Annotated in this window: 18 protein-coding genes; 11 read left to right on the forward strand and 7 right to left on the reverse strand. The window is 69.3% G+C overall.

Annotated features, from left to right (window positions below):
• The first annotated feature begins 111 nt into the window (after positions 1-111).
• Positions 112-1047: an MBL fold metallo-hydrolase gene (locus tag CS1GBM4_RS17720; RefSeq protein ID WP_186420058.1), complete on the forward strand. Its 936-nt coding sequence runs from the start codon at positions 112-114 to the stop codon at positions 1045-1047.
• A gap of 112 nt (positions 1048-1159) precedes the next feature.
• Here the strand turns inward: CS1GBM4_RS17720 and CS1GBM4_RS17725 are convergent, their stop codons facing one another.
• Complete coding sequence (locus CS1GBM4_RS17725) at positions 1160-1936, reverse strand: DUF1499 domain-containing protein (protein ID WP_186420059.1); 777 nt, start codon at positions 1934-1936, stop codon at positions 1160-1162.
• A 107-nt stretch (positions 1937-2043) separates the two neighbouring features.
• Positions 2044-3885 carry a dihydroxy-acid dehydratase gene (ilvD, locus tag CS1GBM4_RS17730; RefSeq protein WP_186420060.1) on the reverse strand — a complete coding sequence of 614 codons (1842 nt, stop codon included), beginning with the start codon at positions 3883-3885 and terminating at the stop codon, positions 2044-2046.
• Between the two features lie 135 nt (positions 3886-4020).
• On the opposite strand from ilvD, the gene CS1GBM4_RS17735 reads away from it, so the two are divergent.
• The 5 genes from CS1GBM4_RS17735 (at position 4021) to CS1GBM4_RS17755 (ending at position 9182) form a co-directional block, all read left to right on the forward strand.
• A complete protein-coding gene (locus CS1GBM4_RS17735; RefSeq protein WP_186420061.1) occupies positions 4021-4881 on the forward strand; it encodes a LysR substrate-binding domain-containing protein in 861 nt (286 codons plus the stop codon).
• Between the two features lie 131 nt (positions 4882-5012).
• Complete coding sequence (locus CS1GBM4_RS17740; RefSeq protein WP_186420251.1) at positions 5013-5975, forward strand: GAF domain-containing protein; 963 nt, start codon at positions 5013-5015, stop codon at positions 5973-5975.
• 136 nt (positions 5976-6111) lie between these two features.
• Positions 6112-7629, forward strand: coding sequence for an aldehyde dehydrogenase (gene adh, locus CS1GBM4_RS17745; RefSeq protein WP_186420062.1), 1518 nt, complete (start codon positions 6112-6114; stop codon positions 7627-7629).
• Positions 7630-7785: 156 nt separating this feature from the next.
• Positions 7786-8817 (forward strand): alcohol dehydrogenase AdhP, encoded by a 1032-nt coding sequence (gene adhP, locus CS1GBM4_RS17750; protein WP_186420063.1) that lies wholly within the window; start codon positions 7786-7788, stop codon positions 8815-8817.
• Positions 8818-8819: 2 nt separating this feature from the next.
• Positions 8820-9182 (forward strand): DUF779 domain-containing protein, encoded by a 363-nt coding sequence (locus tag CS1GBM4_RS17755; protein ID WP_186420064.1) that lies wholly within the window; start codon positions 8820-8822, stop codon positions 9180-9182.
• 9 nt (positions 9183-9191) lie between these two features.
• Here the strand turns inward: CS1GBM4_RS17755 and CS1GBM4_RS17760 are convergent, their stop codons facing one another.
• A complete protein-coding gene (locus CS1GBM4_RS17760) occupies positions 9192-10814 on the reverse strand; it encodes a long-chain-fatty-acid--CoA ligase (RefSeq protein ID WP_186420065.1) in 1623 nt (540 codons plus the stop codon).
• A 118-nt stretch (positions 10815-10932) separates the two neighbouring features.
• Here CS1GBM4_RS17760 and CS1GBM4_RS17765 point away from each other — a divergent pair, with 118 nt between their 5' ends.
• From CS1GBM4_RS17765 to CS1GBM4_RS17775, 3 genes are all read left to right on the forward strand, one after another.
• Entirely contained in the window at positions 10933-11409 is a 477-nt protein-coding gene (locus CS1GBM4_RS17765) for a MarR family transcriptional regulator (protein ID WP_186420066.1), read from the forward strand.
• Positions 11409-12257: a patatin-like phospholipase family protein gene (locus CS1GBM4_RS17770; RefSeq protein ID WP_186420067.1), complete on the forward strand. Its 849-nt coding sequence runs from the start codon at positions 11409-11411 to the stop codon at positions 12255-12257. The genes CS1GBM4_RS17765 and CS1GBM4_RS17770 overlap by 1 nt, the downstream gene beginning before the upstream one ends.
• A 248-nt stretch (positions 12258-12505) precedes the next feature.
• Positions 12506-13978 (forward strand): amidase family protein, encoded by a 1473-nt coding sequence (locus CS1GBM4_RS17775; RefSeq protein WP_186420068.1) that lies wholly within the window; start codon positions 12506-12508, stop codon positions 13976-13978.
• On the opposite strand, the gene CS1GBM4_RS17780 is transcribed toward CS1GBM4_RS17775, so the two are convergent.
• The 4 genes from CS1GBM4_RS17780 to CS1GBM4_RS17795 all read right to left on the reverse strand — a co-directional run bounded on the left by CS1GBM4_RS17780 (position 13967) and on the right by CS1GBM4_RS17795 (position 16546).
• Positions 13967-14461, reverse strand: coding sequence for a hypothetical protein (locus CS1GBM4_RS17780; protein WP_186420069.1), 495 nt, complete (start codon positions 14459-14461; stop codon positions 13967-13969). The genes CS1GBM4_RS17775 and CS1GBM4_RS17780 overlap by 12 nt on opposite strands.
• Before the next feature lie 88 nt (positions 14462-14549).
• A complete protein-coding gene (locus CS1GBM4_RS17785; protein ID WP_186420070.1) occupies positions 14550-15578 on the reverse strand; it encodes a P1 family peptidase in 1029 nt (342 codons plus the stop codon).
• A 24-nt stretch (positions 15579-15602) separates the two neighbouring features.
• Positions 15603-16001 carry a VOC family protein gene (locus CS1GBM4_RS17790; protein WP_186420252.1) on the reverse strand — a complete coding sequence of 133 codons (399 nt, stop codon included), beginning with the start codon at positions 15999-16001 and terminating at the stop codon, positions 15603-15605.
• 14 nt (positions 16002-16015) lie between these two features.
• On the reverse strand, positions 16016-16546 hold the full coding sequence (locus tag CS1GBM4_RS17795; RefSeq protein ID WP_186420071.1) for a hypothetical protein: 531 nt from the start codon (positions 16544-16546) through the stop codon (positions 16016-16018).
• Positions 16547-16902: 356 nt separating this feature from the next.
• On the opposite strand from CS1GBM4_RS17795, the gene CS1GBM4_RS17800 reads away from it, so the two are divergent.
• Positions 16903-18285, forward strand: coding sequence for an aminotransferase (locus tag CS1GBM4_RS17800; RefSeq protein WP_186420072.1), 1383 nt, complete (start codon positions 16903-16905; stop codon positions 18283-18285).
• A 670-nt stretch (positions 18286-18955) separates the two neighbouring features.
• A complete protein-coding gene (locus tag CS1GBM4_RS17805) occupies positions 18956-19750 on the forward strand; it encodes a metallophosphoesterase (RefSeq protein ID WP_348522333.1) in 795 nt (264 codons plus the stop codon).
• Positions 19751-19806: the final 56 nt, after the last annotated feature.

Below are 19806 nucleotides of genomic sequence, written 5' to 3' on the forward strand. Positions count from 1 at the left end.
CGGGGATCTCGTCCTTCTTCTTCGGGCGCCGTCGACGCCCGGCCCGTTCGTCTATAGGGAATGGCCCGCCGGCTCACAAGCCGGCGATCCTGCCCGCTTCCGGATGCGCAGATGACCAGCTCCACAGCAGATGACGGCGACGCCCTCGACTTCGATCGCGACCCCGGCGCCGCCGCCGGCGAGCTCGTCCAGCTCTCGCCGCTGGTGCGCCGCCTGATCGCCGGCAATGGCGGACCGATGACCTTCACCGGCACCTGCAGCTATGTGGTCGGCCGCGGCCGAGTCGCGATCATCGATCCGGGGCCGGACGATCCCGGCCATGTCGGGCGCCTGCTCGCGAGCATCGCGGGCGAGACCGTCACCGACATCGTCGTCACCCACACCCACCGCGATCATTCGCCCGCCGCGCGCGCGCTCAAGGCCGCCACCGGCGCCCGCATCGTCGGCTGCGGCCCGCACCGTCCGGCGCGCGAGCTCGTCCTCGGGGAGATCAACCCGCTCGACGCCTCCGCCGACAAGGACCATGCGCCCGATCTCGTCATGACCGAGGGCGACGCCGTCTCCGGCCCCGGCTGGACGCTCCAGGCGCTCGAGACGCCCGGCCATACCGCCAATCACCTCGCCTTCGCCCTGCCGGAGGAGGACACGCTGTTCTCCGGGGACCACGTCATGGCCTGGTCGACCTCGATCGTCGCCCCGCCCGACGGCTCGATGGCCGCCTACATGGCCTCGGTCGAGAAACTGCGCGGCCGCGAGGACAGGCGCTACTGGCCCGGCCATGGCGGGCCGGTGCGCGAGCCGCAGCGCTTCCTGCGCGGCCTGGTCCAGCATCGCCGCCTGCGCGAAGCGGCGATCCTCGGCCGCCTGCAGGCCGGCGACGAGACCATTCCCGCGATGGTGCCGCCGATCTACCAGGAGCTGCCGGCCGCCCTGCGCGGCGCCGCCTCGCTCTCGGTGCTGGCGCAGCTCGAGGACCTGGTCGCGCGCGGCGTCGTGCTCTGCGACGACGAGGCGCCGGCGCTGACGAGCCGCTACCGGCTGGCCTGAAGCCCTGCCGTCATTGCGAGGAGCGTAGCGACGAAGCAATCCAGGAAGACGTAGCGCTCCGCCGCTCCTGCCTGCTCCGCTACGCTCGCATTGCCGACGTCGGCGACGCAGTTCAGCGCAGTTCCACCAGCAGCTTCACCTCCTCCTCGAACGCGGCGATATGGCGGGCATTGCTGCCGAAATCGAAGCCGCCGAGCCGCGAGGCGGAGCGGATGTCGATGCGGCTGCCGTCGGCGCGCGGACGGATGCGGATGGTGATGTCGTCCTGAAGGCGCAGCACGCGCGATGTCGCGACCGCGTCGAGCCGGCCGGCACCGCTGCGCCCGCCGGGCGCCGCCCCTTCCAGCACCCGCCAGCCGAGATTGACGCAGGCCTTGCGGGCGATGTCGTAGGCGACCTCGGCCGGCAGCTCGAGCACGATCGGCAGCGCCTTCGGATAGCCCTGGCGCTGCGCCCTGCGCCGCTCGCCCGGCAGATCCGGCGGCACGCGCCCCTCCCGCGCCGCCAGCACGACGCGCGAACGGCTGAAGGCGGGCGGCTCGTCGACATCGGTCGAGACGTCGCTGATCAGCGGCAGGGTCGCGAGCTGGAATCCGGCATAGGCGACCGGGGCGAGCAGCAGCAGGCAGAGCAGGAAGGCCTGCACGGCGATGCCGACGCCACGGTGCCCGTCCTGCCAGATCCTGATGAAGGCCGCGAGCGACAGCAGGAAGGCCAGCAGCACGAAGACATAGGCGCCGGCGATCGGCGCCAGCCTTTCGAGCGAGGGCTGGCCGAAGCGGAAGACCAGCACGGCCAGCAGCACGACCGTCAGCCCGAACAGAGCCAGCCGCCGGCTCCAGAGCGCGGCGCGCGAGACGGGCTCTTCCAGGACGAGGCGCCGGTGCATCCCTCTTAGGTGGCCGAGCGCCGGAGCGAAGGCAAGCGGGGAACTCCTCCCCCGTCGTTCCGGGGCGCTGCGCCAGCAGCGAGCCCGGAACGACGAAACGGCCCGTCTCAGTCGATCGCCCTGACCGCCCCCTTCGCCGCGCTGGTCGCCAGCGCCGCATAGGCCTTGAGCGCCGTCGAGACCTTGCGCTTGCGCGGCGCCCCCGGCTTCCAGGCCTGCTTGCCCCTGGCCTCCATCGCGGCGCGTCGGGCCGCCAGCTCCTCGTCGGAGACCTTGAGCTCGATCCTGCGGCCGGGGATGTCGATCTCGATCACGTCGCCGCTCTCGACCAGGCCGATCGCGCCGCCCTCGGCCGCCTCGGGCGAGACATGGCCGATCGAGAGGCCGGAGGAACCGCCGGAGAAGCGCCCGTCGGTGACCAGCGCGCACAGCTTGCCGAGGCCTTTCGACTTCAGATAGCTGGTCGGATAGAGCATCTCCTGCATGCCCGGCCCGCCGCGCGGCCCCTCATAGCGGATCAGCACGATCTCGCCGGCCTTGACCTTGTTGTTGAGAATGCCCTCGACCGCCGCGTCCTGGCTCTCGAAGATCACCGCCTTGCCGGAGAAGGTCAGGATCGAGGCATCGACGCCCGCCGTCTTCACGATGCAGCCGTCCTGCGCGATGTTGCCGTAGAGCACGGCGAGCCCGCCATCCTGCGAATAGGCATGCGCCCTGTCGCGGATCACGCCGGCCTGCCGGTCGAGGTCGAGCTCCGCGAAGCGCCGGTCCTGGCTGAAGGCTTCCTGCGTCGGCACCCCGCCGGGCGCGGCGCTGTAGAAGCTCTTCACCGCCTCGCTCGCAGTGCGCTTGACGTCCCAGCGCTCCAGCGCCTCGGCCATGCTGGCGCTGTGCACGGTCGGCAGCGAGGTGTCGATCAGCCCGGCGCGGTCGAGCTCGCCGAGGATCGCCATGATGCCGCCGGCGCGGTGGACGTCTTCCATATGGACGTTGGCGACCGCCGGGGCGACCTTGCACAGCACCGGCACGCGCCGCGACAGCCGGTCGATGTCGGCCATGGTGAAGTCGACCTCGGCCTCGTGCGCCGCGGCGAGCAGATGCAGCACCGTATTGGTCGACCCGCCCATGGCGATGTCGAGCGTCATCGCGTTCTCGAAGGCCTTGAAGCTCGCGACGTTGCGCGGCAGCACCGTGGCGTCGTCCTGCTCGTACCAGCGCCTGGCGATGTCGACGATCAGATGCCCGGCCTCGACGAAGAGGCGCTTGCGGTCGGCATGGGTCGCCAGCGTCGAGCCGTTGCCGGGCAGCGCCAGGCCCAGCGCCTCGGTCAGGCAGTTCATCGAATTGGCGGTGAACATGCCCGAGCACGAGCCGCAGGTCGGGCAGGCCGAGCGCTCGATCACCTCGACCTCGGTATCGCTGTACTTGTCGTCGGCGGCGGCGACCATGGCGTCGACCAGGTCGACCTTCTTCAACACGCCCTCGGCGATGAACTTGCCGGCTTCCATCGGCCCGCCCGAGACGAACACGGTCGGGATGTTGAGGCGCATCGCCGCCATCAGCATGCCGGGCGTGATCTTGTCGCAATTGGAGATGCAGACCATCGCGTCGGCGCAATGGGCGTTGACCATGTACTCGACGCTGTCGGCGATCAGTTCGCGCGAGGGCAGCGAATAGAGCATGCCGTCATGGCCCATGGCGATGCCGTCATCGACCGCGATGGTGTTGAACTCCTTGGCGACGCCGCCGGCCTTCTCGATCTCGCGCGCCACCAGCTGGCCGAGGTCCTTGAGGTGGACATGGCCGGGCACGAACTGGGTGAAGGAGTTCACCACCGCGATGATCGGCTTGCCGAAATCCGAATCCTTCATGCCGGTGGCGCGCCAGAGGCCTCGCGCGCCGGCCATGTTGCGGCCATGGGTGGTGGTGGCGGATCTCAGCCTCGGCATGCTTGACCTCGTTGACGCTACATCCGAACAGAAGGGCTCGCCCTATAGCTAGCGGGCGCGCCCGGCCAGCCAAAATTGAATTATTCGATTTTGACCATCGGCGCCGTCCATGCTGCGGGCGCGAAAGGCCTTGCGATGCTGCGCAATATCGACATCGACCTGCTGCGTTCCTTCGTCACCATCGCGGAGCTGCGCTCCTTCACCCGCGCCGCGGCCGCCCTCGCCCGCACGCAGTCGACCATCTCGACACAGGTGCGCAAGCTCGAGCAGATCGTCGGCCAGGCCTTGTTGCTGCGTTCGCCGCAGGAGGTGTTGCTGACCCGCGCCGGAGAGGATTTCCTGTCTTACGCCCGCCGCATCGTCGCGCTCCACGACGAGGCGCTCGATGTCGTCAGGGCCCAGAGCGTCTCCGGCCGGGTTCGCCTCGCGGTGATGGACGATTACGCCACCATCGTCCTGCCGGAGACGCTCGCGCGCTTCGCCCGTTCGCATCCCGAGGTCGAGCTCGAGGTCACCACCGGCTTCACCCGCGACCTGATCGCCAGCCTCGGCGAGGCCTTCGACCTCGTCTTGGCGACACAGAAAGCCGGCGACGGCAGCGGCGAGGTGCTGCGGGCCGAGCGCACCGCCTGGGCCTGGTCCGACCGGCACGACTTCCCGCCGGCAGGGCCGCTGCCGCTGGCCCTGCTGAAGGCGCCGAACATGTATCGCGAATGGGCCCTCGCCGCCCTGAACGAGGCCGGCCTGCCCTGGCGCATCCTGTTCTCCTCCTCCAGCATCGGCGCGGTCGAGGCCGTCGCCGCCGCCGGCGCGGCGCTGACCGTGGTCAAGGCGGGCACGGCCCGCCAAGGCCTCCGGCTCATCGGAGAGGCGGAAGGACTGCCCCCTTTGCCCGCCTCCGAGATCGCGCTTCACCTCGCCCCCGGCCGCACCGGCCCCGCGGCGCGCGCGCTGGCCGGCTTCCTGGCGCAGGAGCTGCGGATCGCGGGCGGCTGAGCGCCGGCGGCGAGATCGCCGCCGCGGCCGAGAGGCCGACTTTTGGTGGTCTCGCCATGCCGCCGCACCTGTGGAACCATGCCACCCGGACGTGACGGGCGGTGCAGAACGAGAACGACCGGGAGGAGGCGATGCGGCATCCCGAGCGGCGCCAGCATGCGGACAGGATCCATCGCGCCATCGAGGCGGGCGAGGCCGCGATGTCGGCTCTCGTCGCATCCTGGAAGCGCTCGGCCGCCCTGCACCGGCTCGATCCCGCCGAGCGCCGGCTGCCGCAGCGGCTCGGCGATCACGACCTCGCCATGGCCCGGGAGCACGTCGCGCCGCTGCTCAGGGCCGCCCAGACGACCCTGGACCGCCTCTTTCTCGCCGTCGGCGGCATGGGCTGCTGCGTCCTGCTGGCGGATCGGCACGGTGTCCCGGTCGAGCGCCGCGGCGCGCCCGGCGACGACGGAACCTTCGAGAGCTGGGGGCTGTGGACGGGCTGCGTCTGGAGCGAGGACAGCGAGGGCACCAACGGCATCGGCACCTGCCTCGTCGAGCAGCGCGCCCTGACCATTCACCGCCATCAGCACTTCTTCACGCGCAACACCCTGCTCTCCTGCACGACCGCGCCGATCTACGATCACGAGGGCCGTCTCGCCGGCGCGCTCGACGTCTCCTCCTGCCGTGCCGATCTCGGCGACGACCTCGTCAATCTCGTCGCGGTCGCCGTCGGCGACGCCGCCCGCCGGATCGAGGCCGAAGCCTTCCGTCTCGCCTATCCGCAGGCCCGGATCGTCGTGGCGCCCGCGGCGGACTGGACGCCCAACGCCCTCCTCGCGGTCGACAGGGACGATCTCGTGATCGGCGCCACGCGCGCGGCGCGCCAGGCCTATCGCCATCGCGGCGACCTGATCGGCAGGCCGGTGCCCGCCAGCGACGACGCCGAAGCGCGCTACGAGGACGGGCTGCGCCATGCCGAGCGCGTCATCGTCGAACGCGCCCTGATCCGCTCCGGCGGGAACGTCACGGCCGCGGCGCGCCAGCTCGGCCTCTCGCGCGCCACCCTGCATCGCAAGCTCGGCCGGCTCGGGCTCGAGCGCCCGCACTGAAATATTGCACCGCACAGTGTCGCAGCGCTGCGACACTGGGCCGGTGCCCGTTGCGCCGGCGGGGCTGACAGGGCTGCGGCGTCGGCGACACTTCCAGGCAGGACGCGGATGTCAGCGTCGTTCCAGGGAGGTCAGCATGAACAAGCCCGAATTCGTCCATTCCGCCGCCGCGCCGTTCAAGGCACGCTACGGCAACTTCATCGGCGGCAAATGGACCGAGCCGGCGGCGGGCCGCTATTTCGAGAACCGGTCGCCGATCAATGGCCAGCTCCTCTGCGAGGTCGCCCGCTCGGACGCGGCCGACATCGAGGCCGCGCTCGACGCCGCCCATGCCGCCAGGGAGGCCTGGGGCCGCACCAGCGCCGCCGAGCGCGCCCTGCTGCTCAACCGCATCGCCGACCGGATCGAGGACAATCTCGGCACGCTCGCCCTCGCCGAGACCTGGGACAACGGCAAGCCGATCCGCGAGACCACGGCAGCCGACCTGCCGCTCGCCATCGACCATTTCCGTTACTTCGCCGGCGCCGTCCGCGCCCAGGAAGGCGGCATCTCCGAGATCGACCACGACACCGTGGCCTATCATTTCCACGAGCCGCTCGGCGTCGTCGGCCAGATCATCCCCTGGAACTTCCCGCTGCTGATGGCGGTGTGGAAGCTCGCGCCGGCTCTGGCGGCCGGCAACTGCGTCGTGCTCAAGCCGGCCGAGCAGACGCCCGCCTCGATCCTGGTGCTGGCCGAGCTGATCGCGGACATCCTGCCGCCCGGCGTCCTCAACATCGTCAACGGCTTCGGCCTGGAAGCAGGCAAGCCGCTCGCCTCCAGCCCGCGCATCGCCAAGATCGCCTTCACCGGCGAGACGACGACGGGGCGGCTGATCATGCAGTACGCCTCGCAGAACCTGATCCCGGTGACGCTGGAGCTCGGCGGCAAGTCGCCGAACATCTTCTTCCAGGACGTCGCGGCGGAGGATGACGACTTCCTCGACAAGGCCATCGAGGGCTTCGTCATGTTCGCGCTGAACCAGGGCGAGGTCTGCACCTGCCCGAGCCGGGCGCTGATCCACGAGACGATCTACGACCGCTTCATGGAGAAGGCGCTGAAGCGGGTCGAGGCGATCGTGCTCGGCGACCCGCGCAATCCCGCGACCATGGTCGGCGCGCAGGCCTCCGGCGAGCAGCTGGAGAAGATCCTCTCCTATATCGACATCGGCCGGAAGGAGGGCGCCGAGGTCCTGATCGGCGGCGAGCGCAACCAGCTGCCGGGCGACCTCGCCGGCGGCTACTACGTCAAGCCGACCGTGTTCCGCGGCCACAACCGGATGCGCATCTTCCAGGAGGAGATCTTCGGCCCGGTCGTCTCGGTGACGACCTTCAGGGACGACGAGGAGGCGCTGTCGATCGCCAACGACACGCTCTACGGCCTCGGCGCCGGCGTCTGGACCCGCGACGGCACCCGCGCCTACCGCTTCGGCCGCGCCATCCAGGCCGGCCGCGTCTGGACCAACTGCTACCACGCCTATCCGGCCCATGCGGCCTTCGGCGGCTACAAGCAGTCCGGCATCGGCCGCGAAAACCACAAGATGATGCTCGACCATTACCAGCAGACCAAGAATCTCCTGGTCAGCTACGCCCCGAAGAAGCTCGGCTTCTTCTGATCCCGCGCCGGGAGGGAAGCCGATCGCCGCGCAGCTTGCGCTGCATCAAGGATCCCCTCCCGGACCGCGACCACCATGCGTCGAGGGTGCAGGACCATTCCGGAGCGATGCTCACGGACGCCGGCCCGACCAGTCGAAAACGGAGGTTTCCCAGCCATGGCCAGGACGATGAAGGCCGCCGTCGTGCGGATGTTCGGAAAGCCGTTGACGATCGACGAGGTGCCGGTGCCCGAGCCCGGCCCGGGCATGATCCAGGTCGCCATCAAGGCTTCCGGCGTCTGCCATACCGATCTCCACGCCGCCGAAGGCGATTGGCCGGTGAAGCCGAACCCGCCCTTCATTCCGGGCCATGAGGGCGTCGGCTTCGTCTCGGCGGTCGGGGCCGGCGTCAAGCACGTCAAGGAGGGCGACCGCGTCGGCGTGCCCTGGCTCTACACCGCCTGCGGCCATTGCCGGCACTGCCTCGGCGGCTGGGAGACCTTGTGCGAGGCCCAGCAGAACACCGGCTATTCGGTCAATGGCGGCTTCGCCGAATACGTCGTCGCCGACCCGAACTATGTCGGGCACCTGCCGGACAACATTGCCTTCACCGAGATCGCCCCCGTGCTGTGCGCCGGCGTCACGGTCTACAAGGGCCTCAAGGTCACCGACACCAAGCCGGGCGACTGGGTCGTGATCTCCGGCATCGGCGGCCTCGGCCACATGGCGGTGCAATACGCCAGGGCGATGGGCCTCAACGTCGCCGCGGTCGACATCGACGACGCCAAGCTCGATCTGGCGCGGCGCCTGGGCGCGACCGTCACCGTCAACGCCCGGAACGAGGATCCCCGCAGCGTGATCCGCCGCGAGACCGGCGGCGGCGCCCAGGGCGTGCTCGTCACCGCGGTCAGCCCCAAGGCCTTCGAGCAGGCCATCGGCATGGTCTCCCGCGGCGGCACGATCTCGCTCAACGGCCTGCCGCCCGGCGGCTTCCCGCTCGACATCTTCGGCATGGTGCTGAACGGCATCACGGTGCGCGGCTCGATTGTCGGGACGCGGCTCGATCTGCAGGAATCGCTCGACTTCGCCGCCGACGGCAAGGTCAAGGCGACGATCTCCACGGCGAAGCTCGAGGACATCAACGAGGTCTTCGAGCGGATGCACAAGGGCCAGATCGAGGGCCGCATCGTGCTCGACCTGGCGGCCTGAGGGTGGCCCAGCAGGCCTCGTCCGCAGGGGCGCAACCCGCGGTCCGGGCGACGCCTGCCGCCATCGCGCTGCTCGACGAGATCATCGCCGAGTACGGCCCGGTGCTGTTCCACCAGTCCGGCGGCTGCTGCGATGGCTCCTCGCCGATGTGCTATGCGCGCGGCGACTTCATCCTCGGCGACCGCGACGTGCTGCTCGGCACGATCGGCGGGACGCCGTTCTATATCGGCGCCGCGCAATATGAAGCCTGGAAGCACACGACGCTGACCATCGACGTCGTGCCGGGCCGCGGCGGCATGTTCTCGCTCGACAATGGCCGCGAACGCCGCTTCCTCGTCCGCTCGGAGATCTGCCGGATCGATTGAGGCCGGTGCTCAGGCGCCCGGCAGCCGGTACGTCCTGAACATCTCCCTGAGCGCCGTCTTCTGGATCTTGCCGGTCGCCGTGTGCGGGATCGCCTCGACCAGCACGACATCGTCCGGCAGCCACCATTTCGCGACCTTGCCGCTGAGATAGGCCAGCATCTCCTCGCGGCCGGGCGAACGCCCCGGCCTGGGCACGATCACCAGCAGCGGCCGCTCGTCCCATTTCGGATGGGAAACGCCGATCACCGCCGCCTCCGCCACATCGGGATGGCCGATGGCGAGGTTTTCGAGCTCGATCGAGGAGATCCACTCGCCGCCGGACTTGATCACGTCCTTGGAGCGGTCCGTGACCTGCATGTAGCCGTGCGGGTCGATGGTCGCGACGTCGCCGGTGTCGAAGAAGCCGTGCTCGTCGAGGATCTGGTCGTATTGGTAATAGGCCCCGGCGACGGCCGGCCCGCGCACCTTGAGCCGGCCGAAGGTCTTGCCGTCCCAGGGCAGGTCGCGTCCGTCATCGTCGGTCAGGCGGAACTCGACGGTGAAGGGCGGATGGCCTTGCTTGACCTTGAGATCGTAGAGCGCCTCGCCCGCGAGCCCGTCATAGACCGGCTTGATCGAGCAGAACGAGCCGATCGGGCTCATCTCCGTCATCCCCCAGGCATGGTCGACTGTGACGCCGTACCGGGTCTCGAACGCCTCGGTCATCGCCCGCGGGCAGGCCGAGCCGCCGATCACGACGCGCTTCAGCGTGTCGAGCCTGCCGCCGGTCGCTTCGAGATGCTGCAGCAGGCCGAGCCAGACGGTCGGCACCGCCGCGGTCAGCGTCACCTTTTCGCCGTTGAGCAGTTCCAGCAGCGAGGCACCGTCGAGCTTCATGCCCGGCATGACCAGCTTCGCCCCGGTCATCGGCGCCGAGTAGGCGAGCGACCAGCTGTTGGCGTGGAAGAGCGGCACCACCGGCATGACGACGGTGCGTGCCGACAGGCCCATATAGTCCGGCTGGGCGCAGGCCATGGCGTGCAGCACGTTCGAGCGGTGCGAGTAGAGCACGCCCTTGGGCCCGCCGGTCGTGCCCGAGGTGTAGCAGAGCCCGGCCGCGGTGTTCTCGTCGAACTGCGCCCAGGCGAAATCGGCGTCGGCCCCGGCGAGCCAGTCCTCATAGGGCACCGCGTTCCTGAGCGAAGTCTGCGGCATATGCGCGGCGTCGGTCAGCACGACATAGCGTTCGACGCTCGGCAGCTTGTCCTGCAGGCCCTCCATCAGGGAGATGAAGGTGAGGTCGAGAAAGACCAGCCGGTCCTCGGCATGGTTGATCAACTGCGCGATCTGCTCGGGAAAGAGCCGCGGATTGACGGTGTGGGTGATCGCGCCCATGCCGCTGATGCCGTACCAGAGCGCGAGATGCCGGTCGGTGTTCCAGGCCAGCGTCGCGACGCGGTCGCCGAGACGGATGCCGTCCCGCGTCAGCCGCTTGGCGATAGTCAGCGCATTCCGGCGAATTCCGGCGTAATCCGTGCGTCGGACCGGCCCTTCGACGCTGCGGGAGACGACTTCGCGGCCGCCATGCTGGATCGCCGCGTGGTCGATGATCCGGTGGATCAGCAGCGGCCAATGCTGCATCAGCCCGAGCATGCGTTTCTCCCTGTCGTCTCGCCTCGGTTTTTGGCAGCATAGCGAGCGGGCGCCGCGCGGCGAAAGCCCTCGCGCCCGATTGGGGGATGAGTTAGTTTAGAACTAAACGATCTAGGGAATGAACGCCTTGTCTCTGCCGCGCCCTGCCCCCGTCCCGGAGCCCGTCGAGCCGGACCGCGTCTGGTTCCGCTTCATGCGGCTGCATCAGCGCATGCTCGGGCAGATGACGGTGCGCATCCGCGAGCTCGGGCTCTCCATCCCGCAGTTCGACCTGCTCTCGACCCTGACCGAGCGCGAGGGCATCAGCCAGTCCGAGCTCGCCGAGCGGCTCTACGTCACCAAGGGCAACGTCTCCGGCCTGGTCGACCGGCTGGTCCAGGCCGGGCTGGTCGAGCGCCGCGCCATCGTCGGCGACCGGCGCTCCTATGCGATGCATCTGACCCCCGAGGGCCGGCGCCTCGCCGAGGCCGGCATCGCGGCGCAGCGCGACTATGTCGCGCAGACGCTGGGCAAGCTGCCGGCGGAGGATATCGCCGAGCTCGACCGCCTCGTCCTCGCCTGGCGCGAGCGCGCCCGCGCCGTCGACGCGCCCTGATGTTCCAGGGTCTCGCCTATGCCGGCGGCGGCAATCGCTGCTACTGGCAGGGCGGCTTCCACGAGACGGTGGCGCCCCGGCTCGCCCTGAAGCCGCGCCGGGTCGTCGGCGCCAGCGCCGGCGCCTTCGCCATGCTCTATACCGCTCTCGGCCTCGGGCCGACCGTGCGCGAGCTGGTGCGCGAGGCCTGCATCGGCCGCACCTCCGATCTCGACTGGGCAGCCTTCCGCCGCGGCGGGCGGCTCTTCCCGGTCGGCGAGATGTATCGCGACATGCTTCGCCTGCTGTTCACACCCGGGCGGCTGGCCGAACTCGGGGCGCAGGCCGACTTCCTGATCGCGGTCTCGCGGCCGCCGCGCTTCTGGCCGCTGCCGCTGATCGCGGCGCTCGGCATCGGCGCCTATCAGCTCGAGAAGCGCCTGCGCCGCCCGGTCCACCCGACCGCCGGGCGCCGCCTCGGCTTCCGGCCCGATCTGATCCGCATCGCCGATTGCGCCGGCCCGGACGAGCTCGTCGCGGCGCTGATGGCGAGCGCTTCGGTGCCGCCCTTCATGCCCGCCGGCGCCGTCGCCAGCCGCGCCGCACTCGATGGCGGGCTGGTCGACAGCGCCCCGGCCTGGGCGCTCGCCGACGTGGAAGCCGCCGGCGCGCCGACGCTCGTGCTGCTGACGCGCCCCTTCGCCGAGGTGCCGCAGGTCGAAGGCCGCACCTATGCCCGCCCGTCGCAGCCGATCCCGGTCAGCCAGTTCACCATCAGCAACTGGGAGGGCATCCGTTTCGCCTATGAGCTCGGTGTGAAGGACGGCGAGGATTTCCTGAGGACGATGGAGCAGCGGATGGCGGGGTAGAGAGCCGAACATGAAAGAAGTGCGCGGGGAACCCTTCTCCCGCGTGGGAGAAGGGCAGGGATGAGGGCCTGCCCTATCCGATTGAGGTCGCAGCGGCAGCCGCGGCACCCAACGATCAGCGGCGGTCCCTCACCCCTGCCCCTCTCCCATCCGGGAGAGGGGTTTGCGCACTCCGCTACGCACAGCACTTCATTGTCCCGGCCCACACCCCTGGTCTACGATTCAAGTCCCCTCCGCCGGACCCCCCGATGGCCTCGATCGACCTCACCGCCTCAGCAACCAGCCTGCGCGCCGATCTGCTGGCCCGCCGCTTCAGCGCCACCGAGTTGCTCGAGGCGACCTTCGCCCGCATCGACGCGCTGAACCCTTCCCTCAACGCCGTCGTCGCGCAGGATCGCGCGGCGGCACGAAGCATGGCGGCGGAATCGGACCGGCGCATCGCCGCCGGCGAGGCCCGCCCGCTCGAAGGCCTGCCGATCACGATCAAGGACGCTTTCGACGTCGCCGGACTGCCCTCCTCCGGCGGCCTGCCCGCCTATAAGGAGCGCGTCCCGCAAGAGGACGCTGCCGCCGTCGCCCGCCTGCGCGCCGCCGGCGCGGTCATCCTCGGCAAGACGCTTGTGCCGGTCTTCTCCGGCGACTTCCAGAGCTACAACCCGGCCCATGGCGTCGCCAGAAATCCCTGGAATCCCGAGTATTCGCCCGGCGGCTCCTCGGGCGGCGCGGCGGTGGCGGTCGCGACGGGGATGAGCGCCTTCGAGCTCGGCTCCGATCTCGGCTCCTCGATCCGCTGGCCGGCCCAGGCCTGCGGCGTCTTCGGCCTCAAGACCAGCTGGGGCCTGGTCTCGACGTGGGGGCTGATCCCGCCGCCGCCGGAGCGGCGCACTTTACGCAATGCCGACCTCGTCGTCGCCGGTCCGATCGCACGGGCAACCGAGGATCTCGACCTGATCCTGCCGGTGCTGACCGGCCCGCGCGATCCGAATGTCGTCGGAGCCGCCCTGCCCGCCCCGCGCAAGCTAGACGCAAAGGGCCTGCGCGTCGCGGTCTGGGCGCAGGAGCCGTTCGCCCCGGTCACGCGCGAGGTCTCGGACGCGGTGCGCGAAGCCGGACGACGCCTGGCCGAAGCCGGCGCGATCGTCGACGAGACCGCCCGCCCCGGCTTCCGCTTCAGCGAGGCCTATGAGGTCTATGCCCTCCTGAACCACGCCGTCGTCGCCTATGGCCTGCCGCCCAAGGTGCGCGCCCGTATCCAGGCGCAGGCGGCGAAATTCGCGCCCGGCGACCTCTCGCATCAGGCGCTGCAGGCCCGCGGCGCGAGAATGACGCCCGGCCTCTACCAGCAGCTCCATCAGCGCCGCCTCGCGCTGAAGCGGCAATGGGCCCGCTTCTTCCAGAACTGGGACGTGCTGCTCTGCCCGCCGGCGCCGGTGGCAGCGTTGAAGCACGATCATCTGCCCGATTTCCACACCCGCCGGCTCGACATCGACGGCACCCCGCGCCCCTATCTCGATTTCCTGTGCTGGGCGAGCCTCGCCACCGGCTCCGACCTGCCTTCGCTCTCGGCTCCCGTCGGGCTGTCGCAAGCGGGATTGCCGACCGGCGTGCAGATCATCGCGCCCTTCGGCGAGGACCGCACTGCGATCGCTGTCGGGGCGATGCTGGAGAAGTCGGGCGGCGGCTTCAGAGTGCCGACGAGCCTCGGCAACTCACTTAGGTAAAAGACCTCGGTAGTAGAAGGCGATATTCTCTGCGGGGCCGTCCTTGATCCGCTTCAGAGCTTTTCCGATAGGCCAGAAGACTGCTCCCGATTTTGCCTGCACGGCTGGGAAGCTGCCGCCCTCGATCGTCATCGTGCCCCACTCGGCACCGTGATGACGGCGATACACCTCACCGACATAGCTGCCATAAGCCTTTGCGACCGCGGAAATTTCTTCCTCAGACGGGCGGGGGTTGGATCCGACATACATGCGGTTCATCTGCGCGAGGAGTTGCTCAACCGCCTCGACACTCCGCTCCGACCAATCCAGCTCGATTCCGAAATGTGCCTTGGCATGGTCAACCGCGTCGAGCGAATACGCCTCCGTCATCGCTCGAACTTTGGGGTCAGCAGAGAAGGCTTGCTTGAGAGCGTTTTGAGCCATTGTCATCCCTGCGAAGACAAGAGCTGACAGTACAACCGTCAAAAACAGGCGGACGTTCATGCTCTCGATTCCGATCACCGGTCGGTACGCAACAGACTAATAGCAGCTCAACTTTCGCGTGCAATCCGCGCTTCGCCCCAGCCTTCTTTCATAGGAAATCCGCCAGCGACGGCCGGCGATTGCCGTCGCGCCCGATCGTCTCCGGCGCGGCCAGCATGGCGTTCAGCACCGCCTCCTGCGTCGCCTCGGCCGCGGCGCGGAAGGGCAGGTCGATCCGGTTCTCGTTGAGCACGGTGAGCGGCACGAGATCGGCCTCGTCGAAATGCGCGATCCGGCCGACGGTCGAGAAGCCGATGGCGATGTCGCCGCTGCCATTGCCCCAGAAGGCGCCGAGCCGCGCCAACCCCGCGCCGCAGCGCCGGGCGATGCGGGTGAGCTGCCGGCTCTCCAATGGCAGGTCGGTCGCCAGGATGATGATCACCGAGCCGCGCTCCGGCGCCTGGGCCGGGCTCGCGGCCGGTGGCACCGGGCGGCGGCCATCGGGCAGGACGAGATCGCCGGCATTGCCGAAATTCGCCTGCACCAGCACGGCGACGGTGAAGCTGCGGCCATCGAGTTCGATCAGGCGCGAGGCGGTGCCGATGCCGCCCTTGAAGCCGAAGGCGCTCATGCCGGTGCCGGCGCCGACCGCGCCCTCCTCGACCGGCCCGCCGCCGGCGGCATCGAGCGCCGCGCCCGCATCCGCCACGGTCAGGCGGCGGGCGCGGATGTCGGAGAGGAAACCGTCATTGCATTCGAGCACGACCGAGTTGACCGTGCCGGTGCCGCGGCCGATCTCCGGATTGCCGGCGAGCGCCCGCCCGACCAGCGCCTCGATGCCGGTGGCGACGGAGAAGGTGTTGCCGAGCAGGAGCGGCGTCTCGATCTGGCCGAGCTCGGCGAGCTGCATCAGCCCGGCGCTCTTGCCGAAGCCGTTGATCACCTCGACGCCGGCCCTCACCTTCTCGCGGAAGAGGTCGCCCTGATGCGGCAGCACCGCCGTGAAGCCGGTGAGGATCTCGCCCTCCCGCACGGTGCGATGGCCGACGGCGACGCCGGCCACATCGGTGATCGCGTTGAGCGGGCCGGGCGGCAGCGCGCCGCAGATCAGGCCGTAGTCGCGCGCCCGCTTGCTCAAGGGCGTTCTCCTGTCTTGGTAACGCTACACCGCCGCGTTGAACACGGCCTCGATGGCGTGTCCGTCGGGATCGATGACGAAGGCTGCATAATAATGCGGGCCGTAATGCGCCCGCAGGCCGGGCCCGCCATTGTCGCGGCCACCATGCTGGAGCGCCACGCGATGGAAGGCATCGACGGCCCGCCGGTCGGGTGCGGCGAAGGCGACATGGAAGCCCGGCCCCGGGGGCCGCTGCCCGTCCGGACGGTGCTTCAGCGCCAGCTTGTCGCGGCCATCCGGCATACCATAGCCGACCGCCTGATCGGCCTCGCCGGGCCGAAGGTCGCTCCAGACCCGGACATAGCCGAGCGGCGCGAGCACCGCATCGTAGAATGCGCTCGCACGGTCGAGATCGGCGACACCGAGCGAGAGGTGGTGCAGCATGGGGCTCGGCCCGCTCATGCGGCCGCCCGGACCTTCACAACCGTCATTCGCGGCCGCCCGGCGGCGAGCTCCTCGCGCAGCACCAGCCGCTCGTCGGGCGTGATCGTCCCGAGCGGCACGTCATGGTCCGGCATCACCGCGGTCGCCGATCTGTTGAGAAAGACGATCACCGGGCGGTTGCCGGCCGCGGCCCAGCGGCGCAGCTGCGTCAGATAGGGCTCCTTGCGCCAGGCCTGCGGCGCGCCGGGATCGAGCTGGACGAACAGCCAGTTCGTCGCCGGGTCCATGGTCAGCACGAAGCGCGCCTTGTCGGGCTTCCATTCCGGCCCGAGGAAGCCTTGCGTCATCCACAGGCAGAAGAAGGCCCGGCAGTGCTCCGGCCGCGTCGCATGGATGGCGCAACCCCGGCCGGGCTGGCAATGCCTGCACCAGCTGCCGGCGAGGCTCTCCACCGCCGGCACATCATAGACCTTGCAGCACAGCGTGCAGCTGCCGCAGTCGCGGCCGGGCGCCGGCTGGTTCGCCATGCGGGCGGGATCGATCATGCGTGACCTCTCGGACGGGCGCGGAACCATGCGCATCCGGGCTGCGGCTGGCAAGCGGGTTTGGAGGCGTTTGAAAGTTGCTCTGCGTCCCCTCACCGTCGTTCCGACAAGCCGCGATAGCGGCGCAGCTCCGGAATCCATCGCGGATCTCCGGTCGTAGGGCCCCGGAGCCCTATGATGGATTCCGGCGCTCCGCTTCGCTGCGGCCGGAATGACGGTGAACGGTTCGGCAGGACGCAGCGAGGAAGGCCCGCCCCGCGCCAGACTCTGCTCCGCTCTGCAGGAAAATCGCTCAGCGCTTGCGCGGGTCGCGGTCTATGCTCGCATAATCCACGCATAAGCACCGGGAGCCGGGAATGCTGACCAACCTTGCCGTCCGTGACATCGAGACGCTCGTCCACCCCTACACCAACCTCGCCACCCATCGCGAGGTCGGCCCGCTGGTGCTCGAGCGCGGCAAGGGCGTGTTCGTCTACGACGTCTCGGGCAAGGACTATATCGAGGGCATGGCCGGCCTCTGGTGCACCTCCCTCGGCTATTCCAACGAGGAGCTCTGCGACGTCGCCTATGAGCAGCTGAAGAAGCTGCCCTTCACCCACATCTTCTCCGGCCGCAGCCACGACCCGGCGATCGAGCTGGCCGAGAAGCTGAAGGAGATCGCCCCGGTGCCGATCTCCAAGGTGTTCTACGGCGCCTCCGGCTCGGACGCGAACGACACCCAGGTCAAGCTGGTCTGGTATGTGAACAATGCGCTCGGCCGGCCGAAGAAGAAGAAGATCATCTCGCGGCTGAAGGCCTATCACGGCGTCACCGTCGCCTCGGCCTCGCTGACCGGCCTGCCGGCCAATCACACCGATTTCGACCTGCCGATCCCGAACGTCCTGCACACCTCCTGCCCGCATCATTACCGTTTTGCGCAGGCGGGCGAGAGCGAGCTCGACTTCTCGGCGCGCCTCGCCGCCGAGCTCGACGAGATGATCCAGCGCGAGGGGCCGGACACGGTCGCCGCCTTCATCGCGGAGCCGGTGATGGGCGCCGGCGGCGCGGTCACCCCGCCGGAGGGCTATTTCGAGGCGATCAACGCCGTGCTCGCCAAATACGACATCCTGTTCATCGCCGACGAGGTCATCACCGGCTTCGGCCGCACCGGCGAGATGTTCGGCACCACCACCTACAAGATGAAGGCCGACACGCTCTCCTGCGCCAAGGCGCTGACCTCGGCCTATTTCCCGCTCAGCGCGGTGCTGATCAACGAGCCGGTCTACCAAGTGCTGGTCGACCAGAGCAGGAAGATCGGCACTTTCGGCCATGGCAACACCTATGCCGGACACCCGGTCGGCTGCGCGGTCGCGGTCAAGACGCTGGAGATCTACCAGCGTGACCGGATCGTCGAGCGCGTGCGCTCGATCGCGCCGAAATTCCTCCAGCGCCTCGGCAGGCTCGCCGACCATCCGCTGATCGGCGAGGCGCGCGGCGTCGGCCTGATCGGCGGCGTCGAGTTCGTCAGGGACAAGGCGAGCAAGGCGCAGTTCGAGGCCAAGAAGGGCGTCGCCGCCAAATCGGTCTCCTTCGCCCAGGAGGAAGGCGTGATCCTGCGCGCCATGGGCGGTGACCGCGTCGCCTTCTGCCCGCCGCTGGTGATCAGCGAAGCCGAAATCGACGAGATGTTCGACCGCTATGAGCGGGCGCTCGCCAAGACCCTGGACTGGGTCAAGGCCGAAGGGCTGCTGGCGGGCTGAAGGATGGCGCCGGAATCACGCCGTCATTCCGGGGCGCCGCGCAGCGGCGTGCCCGGAACCCATGAACACGGGTGAAGCCGGTCTCAATACCGCGGTCATCGCTCTTCTGAAATCTGCCGGTGTTCATGGCTTCCGGGCTCAGCGCTTCGCGCTGCCCCGGAAAGACGGTGGTGGTTGCCACCTCCCCGCGAAACTGTGCCAAAGCTGACCAAAGCCTCGGTGTGACACGAAAAATGTCACGACAAATTCAAAATGCCGCCGCCGGTGCGACCCGATCGACAGCGACATTGGCAGTGCCGGCGGCCCAGGAACCGCCGGCACGACGAACTGGAAACCGAGGATCATGTCCACGCATAAGCCGCGCCAGCCGGCGCACCGTTCCGCCAGCTTCCATGATGCCAGCGCCCGGGAGGCCTATGCGTCGCGCTTCCGTCCGATCGCGATTCCTGCCATCCTGGCTGGAACCCGCTGGACCCCGACCGCGTTGACCGCCCAGCACAGGGACGTTCCGGCGCTCCTGCGCAACGGTTTCGAAGATTGATACGACGACCTCCGACCGAGACCCTCCATGCTTGACCGGCGCAGAGTCCTCCGGACTCTCGCCGGTCTTTTTCTGTCCGGTTTCGGGCTCGGCGGATATGCCTATGCCTGGGAGCCGGCGCGGCAGGGCGTGACGCGCTATCGCCTCAAGCCGGCGGGCTGGCCCGATGGCAAGCAGCTTCGGCTCGCCGTGATCTCGGACCTGCATGTCGGCGGCGTCCATATGCCGCTCTCCCGTGTCGGCGCCATCGTCGATCAGGTTAATCTGCTGAAACCGGACCTCGTGCTGCTGCTCGGCGATTTCGTCGCCAGCCGCGCCCGCCGTCCCGGCGATCCCGCGCCATCCGAATGGGCTTCCGAACTCGCCCGCCTCGCGGCGCCCGCCGGCCGCTTCGCTGTGCTCGGCAACCACGACTGGTGGCAGGATGAACGTGCCCAGCACAGGCTCGGAGGCCCGACGCAGGCCGGCCTCGCGCTCGAGACCGCGGGCATCCCGGTCCTCGAGAACCGCGCTCTCAGGCTCGAGACCGGCGCCGGTCCGCTCTGGCTCGCCGGCTTGGGCGATCAGGAGGCCTTCGCCATGCGGCGCAGGCCTCGCGGCCGCCGCTACGGCATCGACGATCTGCCCGCGACGCTCGCCATGTTCGAGGACGATGCGCCGCTGATCCTGATGGCCCACGAGCCCGACATCTTTGCCGGCGCTCCGGCGCGGATCACGCTCACCCTGTCGGGCCACACCCATGGCGGCCAGGTCAGGCTGTTCGGCTGGTCGCCTCTGGTGCCGTCGCGCTACGGCAACCGCTATGCCTACGGCCATGTGCGGGAGAACGGCCGCGACCTCATCGTCTCGGCCGGGCTCGGCACCAGCAAGCTGCCGATCCGGCTGGGCGCGCCGCCGGAGATCGTGCTGGTCGAGCTGGGGTGAAACGGCTCGCCGCCGCCTTCATGGAGCTCCGTCGTTCCGGACGAGCCGCGATGGCG

This window comes from Allobosea sp. CS1GBMeth4 (assembly GCF_900185715.1).
Lineage (GTDB): Bacteria > Pseudomonadota > Alphaproteobacteria > Rhizobiales > Beijerinckiaceae > Allobosea.

Coding starts and splice junctions, on each gene's coding strand:
- CS1GBM4_RS17720 (WP_186420058.1), top strand. CDS start 112: ATGACCAGCTCCACAGCAGATGACGGCGACGCCCTCGACTTCGATCGC.
- CS1GBM4_RS17725 (WP_186420059.1), bottom strand. CDS start 1,936: ATGCACCGGCGCCTCGTCCTGGAAGAGCCCGTCTCGCGCGCCGCGCTC.
- ilvD (WP_186420060.1), bottom strand. CDS start 3,885: ATGCCGAGGCTGAGATCCGCCACCACCACCCATGGCCGCAACATGGCC.
- CS1GBM4_RS17735 (WP_186420061.1), top strand. CDS start 4,021: ATGCTGCGCAATATCGACATCGACCTGCTGCGTTCCTTCGTCACCATC.
- CS1GBM4_RS17740 (WP_186420251.1), top strand. CDS start 5,013: ATGCGGCATCCCGAGCGGCGCCAGCATGCGGACAGGATCCATCGCGCC.
- adh (WP_186420062.1), top strand. CDS start 6,112: ATGAACAAGCCCGAATTCGTCCATTCCGCCGCCGCGCCGTTCAAGGCA.
- adhP (WP_186420063.1), top strand. CDS start 7,786: ATGGCCAGGACGATGAAGGCCGCCGTCGTGCGGATGTTCGGAAAGCCG.
- CS1GBM4_RS17760 (WP_186420065.1), bottom strand. CDS start 10,814: ATGCTCGGGCTGATGCAGCATTGGCCGCTGCTGATCCACCGGATCATC.
- CS1GBM4_RS17765 (WP_186420066.1), top strand. CDS start 10,933: ATGAACGCCTTGTCTCTGCCGCGCCCTGCCCCCGTCCCGGAGCCCGTC.
- CS1GBM4_RS17770 (WP_186420067.1), top strand. CDS start 11,409: ATGTTCCAGGGTCTCGCCTATGCCGGCGGCGGCAATCGCTGCTACTGG.
- CS1GBM4_RS17775 (WP_186420068.1), top strand. CDS start 12,506: ATGGCCTCGATCGACCTCACCGCCTCAGCAACCAGCCTGCGCGCCGAT.
- CS1GBM4_RS17780 (WP_186420069.1), bottom strand. CDS start 14,461: ATGAACGTCCGCCTGTTTTTGACGGTTGTACTGTCAGCTCTTGTCTTC.
- CS1GBM4_RS17790 (WP_186420252.1), bottom strand. CDS start 16,001: ATGCTGCACCACCTCTCGCTCGGTGTCGCCGATCTCGACCGTGCGAGC.
- CS1GBM4_RS17795 (WP_186420071.1), bottom strand. CDS start 16,546: ATGATCGATCCCGCCCGCATGGCGAACCAGCCGGCGCCCGGCCGCGAC.
- CS1GBM4_RS17800 (WP_186420072.1), top strand. CDS start 16,903: ATGCTGACCAACCTTGCCGTCCGTGACATCGAGACGCTCGTCCACCCC.